The organism is Sorangium sp. So ce1153 (genome assembly GCF_051521595.1).
In the GTDB taxonomy this organism is placed as follows: domain Bacteria; phylum Myxococcota_A; class Polyangia; order Polyangiales; family Polyangiaceae; genus Sorangium.
Genome location: NZ_CP150361.1, coordinates 3,199,098 through 3,214,277, shown reverse-complemented (window position 1 = coordinate 3,214,277; position 15,180 = coordinate 3,199,098). Strand labels below are relative to the sequence as shown.

Here is a 15,180-nt window from a genome sequence, read left to right as displayed (position 1 = left end):
GGAGGCGCTTCGTGGAGGCGCTTCGTGGAGAATGGACGGCTCACCGACGCCCGGCGCCGGACGGCGGCTCAGGAGCGGGAGACGAAGGCGCAGGCGCCCCGGTCGAGCCACCAGCGGCTCGGCGCGATCCGGGGCGCTCGCGCTCCCTCCTCGGGAAAGATCAGAAGTCGAGCGACTGCAGGGCCTTCTGGAAGCGCCCCGCGTGGGACTTCTCGGCCTTGGCGAGCGTCTCGAACCACTCGGCGATGTCGTCGAAGCCCTCGTCGCGGGCCTCCTTGGCGAACCCCGGGTACATCGTCTCGTACTCGTGGGTCTCGCCGGCGACGGCGGCCTTCAGGTTCTTCTCCGTGCTGCCGATCGGCAGCCCGGTCGCCGGATCGCCGGCCTGCTTGAGGTAGTCGAGGTGGCCGTGCGCGTGGCCCGTCTCGCCGTCGGCCGTGTCCTTGAAGAGGCCCGCGACATCGGGGCGACCTTCCACGTCGGCGACCTTTGCGAAGTACAGGTAGCGGCGGTTTGCCTGCGACTCCCCGGCGAACGCGTCCTTCAGGTTCTGGTGCGTCTTGGTGCCCGTAAGCTGCTTGGTTGCCATGTTGATCGCTCTCCTTGGTTGAACGGCTGGGACGATGGATCCCTGGTGCCGCGCAGGTCGACTCGGCGGCTCGGCGGCTCCGCTAGACACGTTCGGGGCGCCGCGCCCCTCGAGCCCCTGCAGGGCGTAGTCGGCTGCTCGCGACGGCGCGCCCGGCGTCTCGCGCCTTCGCCTGCGCGGTGGCGTCTCGCTGGCTGCCCTTCGCGCAGGCAGCGCAGATTCCCCGGTAGATCCGCTCGACGGCGCGGACCTCGAAGCCGGGCGCGGCCGCGAGCGGCGCGGGGGCGGTCGCCTCCGGACGCTCGGTGAACGGCTCGCACGGCACGTCGCGGACGAGCCCGCAGCGGTCGCAGACCGCGTGATGGTGCGGCGCCATGTTCGCGTCGAAGCGCGACGCGCCGGGCGACAGCGACAGCGCGACGCAGAGCCCCGCGGACGCCAGCGCGTCCAGCGTGTTGTACACGGTCGCGAAGCTCATGGTCGGCAGCGCCGGCCGGAGTCGCTCGAACAGCTCCTGCGCGGTCGGATGGGTCGGGTCGGCCGCGAGCTCACGCACGATCGCCAGGCGCTGGGGTGTGAGCTTGAGCCCGGAGGACCTCACGCAGGCCAGCATCGAAGCGACCCGGGCGTCCTCCGCGAGCCCCTCTCCGCCGAAGCCGGCCGCACGCCCCCGCGGACGACGGGGTGCGGAACCCTTGGCGACAGGCGTTCGCGAGGCGGCCACGGCGAGATCGATACTTAGAAAGTTTCTCAGTTGCAAGTCCTAACAATCAGAGCCGCGCGATGAAATCGCGCGGCGACGGACCGACGGGCCGAACGGCCACGCTCCCGCACCTCCGGCGCCTCGGAGGCCAAACGGCAGCTGACCGGCGGCGACAAACCGAGGGCGACGGGCCGATCAGGCGAGCCGTGGCAGACCAGGAAACCAGGCGCATCAGGCGATATACGCGCGATGCACGCGCGCGCTCCGTCCCGCGGGATGCCTCTTGCGAGGCTGGGGGGGCTCTGCCATAGTGCGCGCCCCGCGCTGCCGGCCCCCCGCCGGCTTGCATTTCCGCCCGCCAACTGGGCCAGTTTTTTCCGAGCAGAGGACGCTTCGAGACATGCCGACAGACGCCATTCAGTGCAAACCGCTCGAGGTCGCCGTGGGCGACAAGGGCATCGAGCGCGCCATCAAACACCTCAAGAGGAAGATGGCCGCCGAGGGGATCCTCCGCGAGCTGAAGCGGCGTCGGCATTACATGAAGCCGTCCGTGAAGCGGCGGAAGAAGGCCTCGGAGGCTGCTCGCCGCCGCCGGAAGCGGTCGAAGATGGACATGGTCGCCTAGAGCGACCGTCCCTCCACGAAGAGGAACGGCCAAGACGCAGAAGACGCGCGGGGACGCTGGATCAGGCGTCCGCGGCGTGCTCTGCGTCTTGTCATTTTGTTTCATCAGTTCGCACGGCGTGACCTGACCCTTGCCGCGCGTCCGAGCGACGGGGACGCGGCCCACATGCCGCGCCCCGATCCCTGAGGCCCCCGATGCGCGCCGTCGTGGTCACGACGTCCTATCCGGTCAGCGACGAGGATCCGTCGGGCCATTTCGTGCGGTCGTCGGCGCAAGCCCTCGCGCGCAGCGGGGCCGAGGTCCACGTGATCGCCGCCGGGGGCTCGGTCCTCGACCCGCCCTCGCAGGACGGCGGGCTCGTCGTCCACCGCGCGGGCGGGGGCGCGCTGTTCGCGTGGCCCGGCGCCGTGGCGCGCGCGCGCGAGTCGCCGCTCCGGCTGCTCTCTGCGGGCCCGTTCGCGCTCTCGGTGCTCGCGCGGCTCCGCGAGATCGGTCCGGTCGACCGCGCGGTGGCGCACTGGATCGTCCCTTGCGCGTGGCCGCTCCTGCTCGCATCGCCCCGCGCGCGGCTCGAGGTGCGCGCGCACGGCGCCGACGTGCGGCTGCTGCTCGGCGCGCCCCGCGCGGCGCGCGCGGCGGTCGTGGGCGCGCTCCTCCGGCGCGACGCGCGCTTCGTCTTCGCCGCGCGCGCTCTCCTCGATGTCCTCGCGGGCGCGCTCGCCCCGGAGCAAGCGCGCGCGCTCGTCGGCGCCTCGCGCGTCGAGCCACCCGCGTTCGATCTCCCGCCCGTCGCCGACCGCGCGCGCTCGCTCCGGGGCGAGCTGGCGCTGCGCCCAAGCGAGCGCCTCGCCGTCGTGGCGTGCCGGCTGATCCCGACGAAGCGGGTCGAGCTCGCGATCGAGGCGGCGCGCGCGGCGGGCCCCGGGCTGCGGCTCGTCGTGATCGGCGACGGCCCGGAGCGCGCCGCGCTCGAGCGCCTCGCGGGCTGCGGCGATGGCGCCGCGGCGAGCGCAGGCGACGCGGTCTGCCGTCCGGTGCGCTTCACGGGCGCGCTGCCGCGCCGCGAGGCGCTCGCGTGGATCGCGGCGGCGGACGTGCTGCTGCACCCCTCGTCGCACGAGGCTGCGCCCACGGTGATCCGCGAGGCGCGCGCGTTCGGCGTGCCCGTCATCGCGTGCGACGCGGGCGATGTGGTCGCATGGGCCAAGGACGACGGCGGGATCCACGTCGCGGAGGGCACCGCAGCGAGCCTCGCCGCCGCGCTGCGCACCGTCGCGTCGCGCCGCTCGGATCGCGCGCCCGCGCCGACACCGTGAAAATTCCCCGAGGGCAGCGACATTCTTGCGAAGCGACCTGCGGACCGACCGGTGGCGCGCCCCCTGGCTTCCGTCGACGCGAGCGCCCCGTCCGGAGCGGTGCTCGATGGGCGTCGCGAAACCCTTGCAATTCGTGAGGCTTCGACTACGGTGCGCCTCGCTCCGCACCGAACGAGGCGGCGGAGTGGCTCGGGGCGTAGCGCAGCCTGGTTAGCGCACTTGACTGGGGGTCAAGGGGTCGGTGGTTCGAATCCACTCGCCCCGACTGGTCCGGCGGAGAAGGTTCTCCGGCGGACCTTTCGGCTTTGTGGGCCTTCCGTGCTGGTCGACCGTGGGAGCGCCGGGCAACAGCGGCGCGGCCCGGTGGCGGCGCGGCCCGATGCCCGATGATCGAGTCGCGGTGTCGCGCGCATCATCGGGCGCCTGACCGTCGCCGCGTCAGCCCGCGAGCGCGGGCGGCGCGACCGGTGTGAGGGGCCGATCCGGCTCGCCGGCGAGCTCGTCCTCGATGGCGATCATCGCGGCCAGCACCACGTGATCGCTGAAGGGGAAGCCGACCACCTGCACGCCGACGGGCAGCCCCTCGCTCCTCGCATCGACCTCGGCAGCCCGCTTCTCCAGCCGGTCGCGCGGCCGCTCGCGGCGCGCCTCGTCGGACCGCACGCGGGTCACGGGGACGACGCCGGCCGGGAACTGCGCGAGGTTCCAGAGCATCGCGGGGCTGCCCGCGAGGACGAAGTCGCGCGACGCCTTGTGCGGCAGGGCAGGCGTGGCGTACGGCGGGCAGAGCAGCACGTCGAGCGCCTCGGCGCGCATCGCCGACGCGATCGCGGCGCGCGCCTCGCGCAGGGCGTGCGTGACGCGCCAGAACTCGGAGACGGACTTCGGCCCGGTGACATCGAGCAGCCGCTGGAGCCGCCGCTCGCCGGCGAGCCCGGCGACACGCGCGGCGAGGCGGCGCGCGACCGGCGGGAGCGTGGCCATCGCGCGGAGCGAGCGCAGCGAGACGTCGACCTCGGCCCCCTCGCCGCCCTCCGTGAGCGCCAGCGCCGTCGCGCCGCCGTCCGCCGACAGCGCCGCGAAGTACCCGTAGACCGCGTCGGGGATGCCAGGCGGAGTGAACGGCACGACCGTCGCGCCCCGCGCGCGCAGGGCCGACGCCGCCTTCACCACGGCGCGGGCGACGGCGGTCGATGAGGGGACCAGGCCGTCGTCGCAGTAGAACCCCACGCGCAGCCGGTTCACCTCGACGCTCGGCGGCTCGGCCATCGGGAAGGGCGGCACGCGCACGTCGAGCTCGGCCATGGTCGCGGGATCGAGCTCGGACACGACGAGCGCGAGGTCGCGGGCGCTCCTGGCCATGGGGCCGACCTGCGCGCGGATCGCCTCCTGCCCGAGCAGCGCCGAGTTGCTCCCCTTGTTGGTCCAGCGATCGAGCGTGGGCTTCAGGCCAGCGATCCCGCAGCAGTGCGCGGGGACGCGGATGCTGCCGCCGATGTCCGTACCGATACCGAGCGGCGACATGCCCGCCGCGATCGCGGCGGCCTCGCCGCCGGACGAGCCGCCGGGGCTGTGCTCGAGGCTCCATGGGTTCGCCGTCTGGCCGAAGAGCGGGTTGCGCGCCTCGTTGTAGAGGAGCAGCTGCGAGACGTTCGTGCGCCCGAGGATCACCGCCCCCGCGCGGCGGAGCAGCGCCGTGACGGCCGCGTCGCTGGCCGCCCGGTGGCCTCGGCGGGACGCGACGCCCAGCGTCGAGGCCATGCCGGCCATGTCGAGCGACTCCTTCACGGTGACCGGAAGCCCGTGGAGCGGGCCGCGGACGTCCCCGCGGCGGCGCTCGTCGTCGAGGCCGCGGGCGGCCTCGAGCGCCTCGTCGTGCAGCACCTGGGTGAACGCCCGGATCCGCGGCTCGAGCGCGTCGATGCGCGCGAGGTGCGCCCGCGTGACCTCCTCGGAGCTGACCTCGCGCGCGGCCAGGAGCGCGGCGAGCGCTGTCAGGGAAAGCTGGGTCGGATCGGTCGAGGCGCTCACGGCGTCGACGAGTATCACAGGTCCGCGGCCGCCAAGGATTGCTAGGCTCCGGGGCCGCGCTCGCTCCGCGGAGGAGCACCGAAGCCATGCAGCCGCTGCCGATCGACCCGATCCTCCCCGACCTCTGCGCCACCCTGCGCGCGCGCCCGAGCGTGGTGCTCGAGGCGCCGCCCGGGGCGGGCAAGACGACCCGCGTGCCTCGCGCGCTGCTCGACGCCGGCTTCGCGGAGCGCGGCGAGATCCTGGTGCTCGAGCCGCGGCGGCTCGCGGCGCGCCTGTCCGCGCGCCGCGTGGCCGAGGAGCTCGGCGAGCGCGTCGGCGAGACGGTGGGCTACACGATGCGCTTCGAGGAGGCCGCCGGCCCGGCCACGCGGATCCGGTTCGTGACCGAGGGCGTGCTGACGCGGCGGCTCCTCGTCGATCGCGAGCTCCGCGGCGTGAGCGCCGTGGTGCTCGACGAGTTCCACGAGCGGCACCTCGCTGGCGACGTGGCGCTCGCGCTGCTCCGGCGCCTGCAGCGCGGCGCGCGCCCCGATCTCCGCGTCGTCGTGATGTCCGCGACGCTCGACGCCGGTCCGATCGCGGCGTTCCTCGGCGGGCCGTCGTCGCAGCCCGCCCCGGCGACCGACGTCGAGGTCGACGCGGGAACCGACCACCACGCGCCGACTCTCGGGGCCCCATCGGCGCCGGTCCTGCGCGCCGAGGGGCGGATGTTCGACGTCGCGATCGAGTACCTGCCGGCCGCTCGCGTGAGCGCGCAGTCCCATGGCCCGGGCGACCGCCGCGCTCCGCCGCACTGGGGCGATCGGACGCTCGAGAGCCTGGTCGCCTCGTCGGTGCGACAGCTGATCGAGGAGGGGCTCGACGGCGACGTGCTCGTGTTCCTGCCGGGCTCCGCGGAGATCCGGCGGTCGATGGAGGCGTGCGCGGCCCTCGCGAAGAGCGAGGACCTGCTGCTCCTGCCGCTCCACGGCTCGCTGTCGGCAGCGGAGCAGGATCGCGCCGTGCGGCCCGCGAATCGGCGCAAGGTCATCCTCTCGACCAACGTGGCAGAGACCTCCGTCACCATCGACGGCGTGGTGGCCGTCGTCGACAGCGGCCTCGCGCGCGTGGCCGCGCACGCGCCCTGGTCGGGGCTGCCGACGCTCCGCGTCGCGCCGATCGCCCGCTCCGCTGCGGCGCAACGGGCGGGCCGCGCGGGCCGCACGCGCCCTGGCCGCTGCCTCCGGCTCTACACGCGCGGGGACCTCGCCGCGCGGCCGGAGCACGAGGCGCCCGAGATCCGCCGGCTCGACCTCGCCGAGACGGTGCTCGAGCTCTGCGCCGCGGGCGTCACCGATCTCGAGGGCTTCGGGTGGCTCGAGGCGCCGCCTGCCGCCGGGCTCGCCGCGGCCGAGGCGCTGCTCGTGCGGCTCGGCGCGCTCGACGAGGGGCGGCGCGTGACGCCGACCGGGCGGCGGATGCTGCGCTTCCCTGCGCACCCGCGGCAGGCGCGGATGATCGTCGAGGCCGAGCGGCGCGGCGTCGCGGACGACGGGTGCACCCTCGCGGCGCTCGTCGCGGAGCGCGATCTCGGCGCGCCCGCGGGCACGCGGGATGGCCACGGGCGGCGCAGCGACGCGCGGCACAGCTCCGACCTGCTCGCGGCGCTGCAGACCTTCGATGAGGCCGACCGCGCGCGCTTCGCCGTGGACCGGCTGCGGTGGCTGGGCGTCGACCCGGCGCGCGCGCTCGCGGTGGAGCGCACGCGCAAGCAGCTCTCGCGGCTCGCCGACCACCGGAGCGCGGCGCCGCCGGAGACCGCGGACGCGCGCGAGGTCGCCCAGCGCACCGCGATCCTCGCCGGCTACCCCGACCGGGTGGGGCGCCTCCGCCGCCCGGCCAACGCCTCGGGCAGGAGCGGACGGGAGGTCGTGCTCGCCGCGGGCGGGACGGCCGCGCTGTCCGAGGCGAGCGTGATCGAGGAGGTCGATCTCGTGGTCGCGGTCGACATCGAGGAGCGCAGCGAGGGGCGCTCGGCGCGCACGATCGTCCGGGCGGCGAGCGCGATCGAGGCCGACTGGCTGCTCGACCTCTTCACGGACGCGATCCGGGACACGACGGAGGCGACGTGGAACGCCGCCGCCGAACGCGTCGAGGTCGTGCGCCGGCTCTCGTACGACGCCCTCGTGCTCGACGAGTCGCGGCCCGCCGTGGGCGCGAGCGGCCCGCTGTCCGAGGCGGCGGCGCGGGAGCTCGCCGCGCAGGCCAGGGCGAAGGGGTGGCGGGCGTTCGTGAAGGGCGACGCGCTCGAGGGATGGCTGCTGCGGGTCGCGTTCGTGCGCGCGCACTGCCCCGACGCCGGGCTGCCCGACCTCGGCGAGGACGCGGTGCTCGCCGCGCTCGAGGCGCTCTGCGCCGGACGGAGGAGCTTCGCCGAGCTCCGCGACGCGGATCTGGCGGGCGCCGTGCAGGCGTCGCTGCCCCCCGCGAAGGCGCGCGCGCTCGCCGAGCTCGCCCCCGAGTCGATCGTCCTGCCCGGCGGCCGGCGGGCGCGGCTCGAGTACACGGCGGGCGCGCCGCCGTCGCTCGCGTCCCGGCTGCAGGACTTCTTCGGCATGGCGGAGGGGCCGCGCGTCGCCGCGGGACGGGTGCCCGTGGTGCTGCACCTGTGCGCGCCGAACCAGCGCCCCGTCCAGGTCACGACCGACCTGTCCGGGTTCTGGGCGCGCCACTATCCGGCCATCGCCAGGGAGCTCCGCCGCCGGTACCCGAAGCACGCGTGGCCGGACGATCCGGCCCACGCGGCGCCGCCCACGCGCGCGCCGCTCCGCAAGGGATGAGTCAGCGCACGAGCGCCACGCTCCTCGCCGTCTCGGCGGCGCTGCGGAGGAGCATGCGCACGATCCCCTCGCCGAGCGGCAGCGTGAACGCGACGTCGCTCTCGCGCTGCGCGACCTGCATCGGAGGGACAGAGCCGTAGCCGAAGCCCCACGACGACAGCAGGCTCGCGATCCTGGCGACCTGCTCGAGGTTGCGGAGCGCGACGGCGCCGTTCGCCGCGCTCTGCGGGTCCGTGTACGTGAGGGCGCCGGCGAAGTTGACCCCGGGCGGCTGGAAGTTGCCGATCACGCGCACGTACTGGAGGCCCGCGACGAACGGGAGCTGCCCTGCCGCGGACGCGACCGCGGGCTGGCTCGTGACGTCGCCGGCCATGGCGAACGACGCGTTCTTCGTGCTCAAGAGCTCGACCATCCACGACGGCACGGAGCGCTGCAGCTTGCTGAAGCGGAGCCGGTCGAGGGCCCGCCGCATGCCGGTCTCGTTGCCGGTGAGGATCGTGTGCGGCGTGAGCACGACGAAGCCGACGTTGCCGGCCGTGAAGAGGTCGTTCTCTGCGTAGCGCGTCTTCACGAGCGGCGCGCCGATGACCGTGACCGTCCGGGCGTCGGCGGCGCGGCGGATGGCGTCGACGTCGAAGTTGCCCTGCATGACGGCGCAGAAGTCCGCGCCCTGCATCGCGTACAGGCCGCCGTAGACCTTCGCGATGTCGCGCGCCGGCACGAAGTTCGACTCCGGGCCGAGCGGGAGCAGGCTCGCGATGATCTGGTTCACCTCGCCCCCGAGGCCGGAGGCGAACAGCGCCGCCGCGTCGAGGTAGCCGACCATCACCGCGCCGCTCGGCAGGACGGCCAGCGGATCGCGATCGATCGCCGTCGCGTCGATCTTCTCTCCGCCGACCAGCACGAGGCTGTCGTCCGCGCCGCCGCAGCCGGCGAGCGCCGGGGCGGCGAGCGCCGCGATCGCGAGCGCGCCCGCGGCGCAGCGCAGGGCGGCGGCGCATCGAGAGCGCAGCAGCATCCACGTCATCGGGTTCGCCATCAGGCGCGCTCGTGCGGCGGGTCGGGGCGCTCCAGGGGGAAGGAGCCGATGATCTTCAGCATCTTGGTCTCGCGCTTCACGCCCTCGAGCGCCGCGACGAGCGCGCGATCGGTCGTGTGGCCGCTGACCTCGACGTAGAAGACATAGTCCCAGCCCTCGCCGGGGACGGGGCGGGAGTGGACGCGCCGGAGGTTGCAGCTGCGCTCCTTGAAGTGCTGGAGGATGTCGTGGAGCGCGCCGGGCCGATCGTGGACGCTGAAGAGGAGCGCCGTTGCGTCGTGGCCCGAGCGCGACGCGGGGAGGCGCGAGAGGACCGCGTAGCGGATCCGGACCTCGCCCTCGTCGCCGACGTTCTCGCGCGCGACCCGGAGCTCCTGCCCGCCGTTGAAGCCGCGGGGGACGATGGCCGCGCTGCCCTCGTTCTCGGCCGCGAGGTCCCACGCGACCTGCGGGCACCGCACGTCGAGCACCAGCGCGCGCGGGTGCTGGAGCTCGAGGTAGTTCACGCACGCCACGTGGTCCTGCGGCGAGCAGTAGACGCGCTCGACGTCGGCGAGGTTGCCGGTCCGGTTCACGAGGTCGAGCGCCTGCGCGAGCTGCCGCTCGCCGACCACCTTGAGATCGGCGCCGCCGATGGCCTGGATCGTCGGGAAGATCGGCCCTTCCTTGAACGACTCGTACGGGACGACGGCGAAGTCCGCGCGCGAGCGCGCGACCTCCTCGATGGCGGCGACGGGGCTGTCCGCGCGGACGAACTCGCCGCCGACCCCGAAGTGATCGTGCGCCGCGGTCCATCCGTAGTCGCCCTCGGCGCCCAGGTACGCGACCCGGGGCGCGACCTCGAAGGCGCGCGAGGCAGCGTCGATGGCGACGAAGATCGGCCGGACGGCGCGCTGCGGGAACGGCGGCGTGACGGCGCGCTCGAGCGTCTGTATGTGGGCGGCATCGGCCGTGGGGGCGAACCGGGCCGTGCCCGTCCTCAGCTTGGCCAGCTCGTGCGCGATGCGAGCCCGGCGCTCGATGCCTCGTAGGATTTCTTGATCCAGCTCCGTGAGCTGCCGGCGGAGCTCCTCAAGTCGCTTTCTCTCATCCATCCCGGCCACCCTAGCACCGCCCCCGGCGCAGGTGGACTCGCAGCACACCAGGCGCCGGGGCAGGCCGCGCCCTGCACGGCGCCCCGCCGCGCAGGGATGGCTACACCCCCGTCGCCGATCGGCGCGGCGGCGTCAGGCCGCCGCGGAGGCGGACGACGCGCCGGAGTCGCTCTTGGTGCTGCCGCTCGTCGAGGTGGAGCTGCTCGATCCGGAGTCGGAGCTCGTCCCCGTCGACCCGGTCGACCCGGAGGAGCTGCCCGACCCGCCCTCCGATTTCGCGGGCGGCTTGTTCGAGCCCGAGGAGTAGAGATCGGAGTACCAGCCACCCCCCTTGAGGATGAAGCCCGTGCCGCGCGAGATCTGCCGCCGGGCCGTCGCGTTCTGACACGACGGGCACTCCGTCAGCGGAGCCTCCTTGATGGACTGCTCGGCCTCCCATTCATGCGCGCAGGATGTGCAGGCGTACTCGTAAGTAGGCATGGCGTTTCTACTCCTCGAAACAACGCGAGGGATATGGCCCCGTTAGCCACCTGTCAAGGCGGCTGCCAGAAGCGGCCGTTTCGTTTTGGACGCCGCTCCGGCGGCGCGCGTCGCCGCCGGATGCGCAAGACCTGGTCCTCGATGTACGCGTGACGAGACCGGTTTCCGGTCTTGCCGCGCGGCGCCGGCGCACGTAGACCCGGGAAGCCAGATGTGACGGTACGTGGCGTGCTGTGACGATACGTTAAGCCCGCCTGGCCGGTCCCGGGGACGTCATGCGCATTCGAAAGCTCGAGATCAGCGGGTTCAAATCGTTCGTCGACCGGACGGTGGTCCACTTCGACACGGACGTGGTGGGCATCGTCGGTCCGAACGGCTGCGGCAAGTCGAACATCGTCGACGCGATCCGGTGGGCCATCGGCGAGCAGAGCGCGAAGCACCTGCGCGGTAAGTCGATGTCGGACGTCATCTTCAACGGCTCCGACACGCGCGCCCAGCACGGGATGGCCGAGGTGACGCTCACCTTCGACAACAGCGAGCCCACGGCGGCGTCGCAGCTCCCGCTCGAGTACCGCGACTACGCCGAGATCGCGGTGACGCGCCGGCTCTTCCGCGACGGGACAAGCGAGTACCTCATCAACAAGACCCAGGTCCGGCTCAAGGACGTGACCGACCTCTTCCTCGGCACCGGCGTGGGCACGAAGGCCTACTCCATCGTCGAGCAGGGCAAGATCGGGCTCATCGTCTCGGCGCGGCCGGAGGACCGGCGGATGCTCATCGAGGAGGCCGCCGGCATCACGAAGTACAAGGCCAGGAAGAAGCAGGCCGAGCAGAAGATGGACCAGACGCGGCAGAACCTGCTCCGCGTGGGGGACATCGTCTCCGAGATCCAGCGCAACCTCGCGTCCCTGAAGCGCCAGGCGGCGAAGGCCGAGCGGTACGTCAACTACCGCAAGGAGCTCGAGGACCTCGTGCTCCACGAGGCGTCGCACAAGCTCCTCGAGATCACGGTGCTCACCCAGCGCGAGTCGCTCGGCAGGGCCGAGCACGCCGAGCGCGCGCAGGTGGCGCGGACGGCGCTCGCCGCGCGCGAGGCCGAGATCGAGGTCACCCGCCTCGAGGCCCTCGCCTGCGAGGAGCGGGCCGAGAAGGCGCAGAACGAGGCGTTCGCGGCCGACAACCAGGTGCGCACCCACGAGGCGGAGATCGCGCGGGCGCGCGACCGGCTGCGCCACCTGGAGGAGCGGCTCGTCACCGCGGCCAAGGAGCAGGGCGAGCTCGAGAAGACGGTCGAGGAGCTCACGACCGAGAAGGCGCAGCTCGAGGCGCAGCTCGCCGGCGTCGAAGAAGAGGAGGCGCGGGAGAGCGAGCTTGCGCTCGAGCAGCACGAGCGGCTCGAGGAGCTGCGGCACGGCGAGCGCACCGCCGAGCACGAGGTCGCCGCGCTGCGCCGGCGGGCCGCCGAGGCCACCGCGGCGGTCGCGGCCGCCGAGGCGTCGCTCGCCGGGTTCGACCGGCGGATGACGGAGATGAGCCAGCGGCGGGCGAAGCACGAGGACGAGCTCGGGCGGCTCATGTACGAGTCGGAGGAGCTCGAGCGGCGGCGCTCGTCGCTGACGCGGAACGTGGCGGAGCTCGCGGAGGGCAAGCGGCTCTCCGCGGAGGAGCGGTCGCGGCTCGACGTCGAGATGAAGTCGCTGCGCGAGCAGGCGGTCGCGAGCGACCGCGCCGTGGAGCACGCGAAGAACGAGCTCGGTCAGCGGCGCAACCGGCTCCGCGCGCTGGAGGAGCTGCACGCCCGGCTGGAGGGCGTCGGCGCCGGCGTGAAGAACCTCCTCAAGACCAAGGACCCGGCGCTGCTCGGGCTCGTGGCCGACCGGATCGAGGCGCCGGCCGAGCTGACCGCGGCCTTCGCGGGGCTGCTCGGGGACCGGCTGCAGTGCGCGGTCGTGAGCGACGTCGAGCGCGGGGTCGCGCTGCTCGCGGATCTGTCGAAGAACAACCGCGGGCGGGCCAGCGTGATCGCGGCGCGGCCGGCGTTCGTGGCCGGCGCGTCGCGGCGGCCGCCGCGCGGCGAGGGCGTGCTCGGGCCGCTCGTGGACCGGCTCGTCTTCGCGCCCGCGGACGAGGCGCTGGCGCGGGCGCTCGTGGGCGACGCGGTGGTGGTGGCGTCCGCCGACGTCGCGGCGCGGCTCGCGGCGGAGGGCGCGGGGTGCACGCTCGTGGCGCTCGACGGCACGGTCGTCCGCGAGGACGGCGTGGTGAGCGGCGGCTCGGGCGACGCGGTCGCGGCCGGCATGATCGAGCAGAAGCGGGAGATGCGCGCGCTGCACGAGTTCGTCGCGACCAAGTCGGAGGAGGTGACGGCGCTGCTCGACGCGCAGCAGAAGCTCCGCCTGCGGATCACCGAGGTGGGGACGGCGCTGGAGCGGGCGCGCAGCGAGGCGCACGAGGGGGAGCTCGCGCTCGTGACGGCCGAGAAGGACCTGCGCCGCGCGGAGGAGCAGCTCGCCGCGGCGCAGAAGCGCGAGGGCGTGGTGCGCTCCGAGCTCGAGGACCTCGCCGACAACCTCGACGCCGGCGGGAGCGAGCAGCAGGCGGCGCGGGACAAGCTCGCGGCCGGCCGCGCGGCGCGCGAGGCGGCGGCGGCCGGCCTCGAGCACGCCGAGCAGGTCGCGGCCGAGTGGCGCGAGCGGGTGCTCGGGCAGCAGTCGGTCGTGACCGAGCGCAAGGTGAAGCTCGCGCGCGTGCGCGAGCGCGCGGCGGCGGCGCGGGGCACGGTCGAGCGGCTCGCGCGGTCGTGCAACGAGCTCAGCGGCCGGATCACGCGGCTCGACCAGGAGCGGACGGAGAGCGCGATCGGCGCGGGGAAGGCCGCGGCGACGATCGTGATCGCGCGCGAGGCGCTGGTCCGCGCCGTCGCCGAGGCGCACGCCGCGCAGGCGGCGCTGACCGAGGCGCGGCGCGCGCTGGACGAGGCGCGCCAGGCGCACGCGGGGCGCGAGGCCGACCTGCGCGGGCTGCGGCAGGAGCTCGCCGACGTGTCGGCGCAGCTCAGCAAGCACGAGCTCGCGCTGGAGCGGCTGCGCGTGGAGCACAACCACCTCATCGAGGGGGTGCGCGAGCGCTTCCGCGGGCTGGAGCTCGCCCGCGTGGTCGGCGACTACCACAAGCGGCCGCCGGTCGACGCCTCGCACCGCGCGCGCATCCAGGAGCTGACGGAGCTGCTCGACCGGATGGGCCCCGTCAACCTGGACGCCGTGCGCGAGCACGCCGAGGCCGAGGAGCGGTACACGTACTACTCGGGCCAGAAGGCCGACCTCGAGAAGGCGCTCGACGACCTCGAGAAGGCGATCGCCCAGATGAACCGCGAGTCGAAGCGGCTCTTCAAGACGACGTACGACGGCATCAACACGCGCTTCAAGGCGCTGTTCCCGAAGATGTTCCGCGGCGGGCAGGCGGAGCTCAGGCTGACGAACCCCGACGACATGCTCGAGACGGGGATCGAGATCCTGGCGCAGCCGCCGGGCAAGAAGCTCGGGAACATCGAGCTCATGAGCGGCGGCGAGAAGGCGCTCACCGCGGTGTCGCTGATCTTCGCGATCTTCCAGTTCAAGCCGTCGCCCTTCTGCATCCTCGACGAGGTCGACGCGCCGCTCGATGAGGCGAACGTGGCCCGCTACAACGAGGCGATCCGGAGCATGACGAGCCACTCGCAGTTCATCCTGATCACGCACATCAAGCGCACGATGCAGTCGGTCGACGTGCTCTACGGCGTGACGATGCAGGAGCCCGGCGTGTCCAAGCTGGTCAGCGTGCGGATCAACGAGACCGCGAAGCGTCCGGAGCGCGAGGTCGCGCCGGCGGCGGCGGTGGCGTGAGCGCCGGCTCGGCGGCGGAGGGGGCGGCCGGGCGGCGCCTGTCGCGCGGCGCCTCGGGGCTGCGCCACCTCCGCTGGGGCCGCGAGGTGCTGGCCACGCTCGAGGCGCACGTCGAGCACAACCCGGCGCTCGACGGCGCCGATCGCGAGGCGCTCCGGGGCGAGGCGCGCGTGCTCGCGGCGGCGGTGCAGGCGCTCAGCGAGGCCGTGAAGCCGTACCGGGACTTCCTCGAGCGGACGCGGGTCCGCTACCGCGGGCGCGTGCGCGTCGCGGAGCACCTGGTGCGGGAAGCTGACGCAGGCCACGCGGACGAGGGGGCGCGCGCTCGCCTCGACGAGGCCGTGACCGAGCTCGCCGGGATGGAGGCGACGCAGCGAAGGCCGCTCAAGGCAGCGCTGTCGGCGGAGATCGACCGGCTCCGCGAGGCGATGGCGCGGATGGACGCGCGCCTCGAGGCGCGGCTCTCCGCGGCGTTCGTCGAGAGCCTGTACCCGCCGCTCACGGACGGCGCGTCGCGGGTCGCCGACGACGGCGACCCGGACGACGACGCGGCGGCGAGCCCTCGCTAGCGCCGCGCGACGGGCGAACCGCCGTCGCGCG

General features: G+C 74.0%; 11 protein-coding genes and 1 tRNA gene. 6 read left to right on the top strand and 6 right to left on the bottom strand.

Going from position 1 to position 15,180, the window contains the following annotated elements; translation table 11 throughout:
* Positions 1-160: 160 nt before the first annotated feature.
* On the bottom strand, positions 161-589 hold the full coding sequence (locus WME85_RS11435) for a rubrerythrin family protein (RefSeq protein ID WP_436626570.1): 429 nt from the start codon (positions 587-589) through the stop codon (positions 161-163).
* Between the two features lie 82 nt (positions 590-671).
* On the bottom strand, positions 672-1,190 hold the full coding sequence (locus WME85_RS11430) for a Fur family transcriptional regulator (protein WP_437837608.1): 519 nt from the start codon (positions 1,188-1,190) through the stop codon (positions 672-674).
* Positions 1,191-1,692: 502 nt separating this feature from the next.
* Between WME85_RS11430 and rpsU the strand changes: the two genes are divergently transcribed.
* From rpsU to WME85_RS11415, 3 genes are all read left to right on the top strand, one after another.
* Positions 1,693-1,917 (top strand): 30S ribosomal protein S21, encoded by a 225-nt coding sequence (gene rpsU / locus WME85_RS11425; RefSeq protein ID WP_012234386.1) that lies wholly within the window; start codon positions 1,693-1,695, stop codon positions 1,915-1,917.
* Positions 1,918-2,111: 194 nt separating this feature from the next.
* The gene (locus WME85_RS11420) at positions 2,112-3,233 is read left to right on the top strand and encodes a glycosyltransferase family 4 protein (protein ID WP_437837606.1); all 1,122 of its coding nucleotides are present in this window, start codon (positions 2,112-2,114) and stop codon (positions 3,231-3,233) included.
* A gap of 190 nt (positions 3,234-3,423) precedes the next feature.
* Positions 3,424-3,498 (top strand) — tRNA-Pro (locus tag WME85_RS11415).
* 173 nt (positions 3,499-3,671) lie between these two features.
* On the opposite strand, the gene WME85_RS11410 is transcribed toward WME85_RS11415, so the two are convergent.
* Positions 3,672-5,264: an amidase family protein gene (locus tag WME85_RS11410; RefSeq protein ID WP_437837604.1), complete on the bottom strand. Its 1,593-nt coding sequence runs from the start codon at positions 5,262-5,264 to the stop codon at positions 3,672-3,674.
* Between the two features lie 86 nt (positions 5,265-5,350).
* On the opposite strand from WME85_RS11410, the gene WME85_RS11405 reads away from it, so the two are divergent.
* Complete coding sequence (locus WME85_RS11405; RefSeq protein WP_437837603.1) at positions 5,351-8,086, top strand: ATP-dependent RNA helicase; 2,736 nt, start codon at positions 5,351-5,353, stop codon at positions 8,084-8,086.
* Between the two features lies 1 nt (position 8,087).
* Here WME85_RS11405 and WME85_RS11400 read toward each other — a convergent pair whose 3' ends face one another.
* The 3 genes from WME85_RS11400 to WME85_RS11390 form a co-directional block, all read right to left on the bottom strand.
* Positions 8,088-9,125 carry a hypothetical protein gene (locus tag WME85_RS11400; RefSeq protein ID WP_437837602.1) on the bottom strand — a complete coding sequence of 346 codons (1,038 nt, stop codon included), beginning with the start codon at positions 9,123-9,125 and terminating at the stop codon, positions 8,088-8,090.
* Positions 9,125-10,219, bottom strand: a complete 1,095-nt coding sequence (locus tag WME85_RS11395; protein ID WP_437309148.1) for a bifunctional chorismate mutase/prephenate dehydratase — start codon at positions 10,217-10,219, stop codon at positions 9,125-9,127. Before WME85_RS11395 ends, WME85_RS11400 begins: the two co-directional genes overlap by 1 nt.
* Before the next feature lie 132 nt (positions 10,220-10,351).
* On the bottom strand, positions 10,352-10,699 hold the full coding sequence (locus WME85_RS11390; RefSeq protein ID WP_437837601.1) for an FmdB family zinc ribbon protein: 348 nt from the start codon (positions 10,697-10,699) through the stop codon (positions 10,352-10,354).
* 275 nt (positions 10,700-10,974) lie between these two features.
* Here WME85_RS11390 and smc point away from each other — a divergent pair, with 275 nt between their 5' ends.
* Positions 10,975-14,580 (top strand): chromosome segregation protein SMC, encoded by a 3,606-nt coding sequence (smc, locus tag WME85_RS11385; RefSeq protein WP_437837600.1) that lies wholly within the window; start codon positions 10,975-10,977, stop codon positions 14,578-14,580.
* Positions 14,577-15,149: a hypothetical protein gene (locus tag WME85_RS11380; RefSeq protein ID WP_437837599.1), complete on the top strand. Its 573-nt coding sequence runs from the start codon at positions 14,577-14,579 to the stop codon at positions 15,147-15,149. Before smc ends, WME85_RS11380 begins: the two co-directional genes overlap by 4 nt.
* The last annotated feature ends 31 nt before the right edge of the window (positions 15,150-15,180 follow it).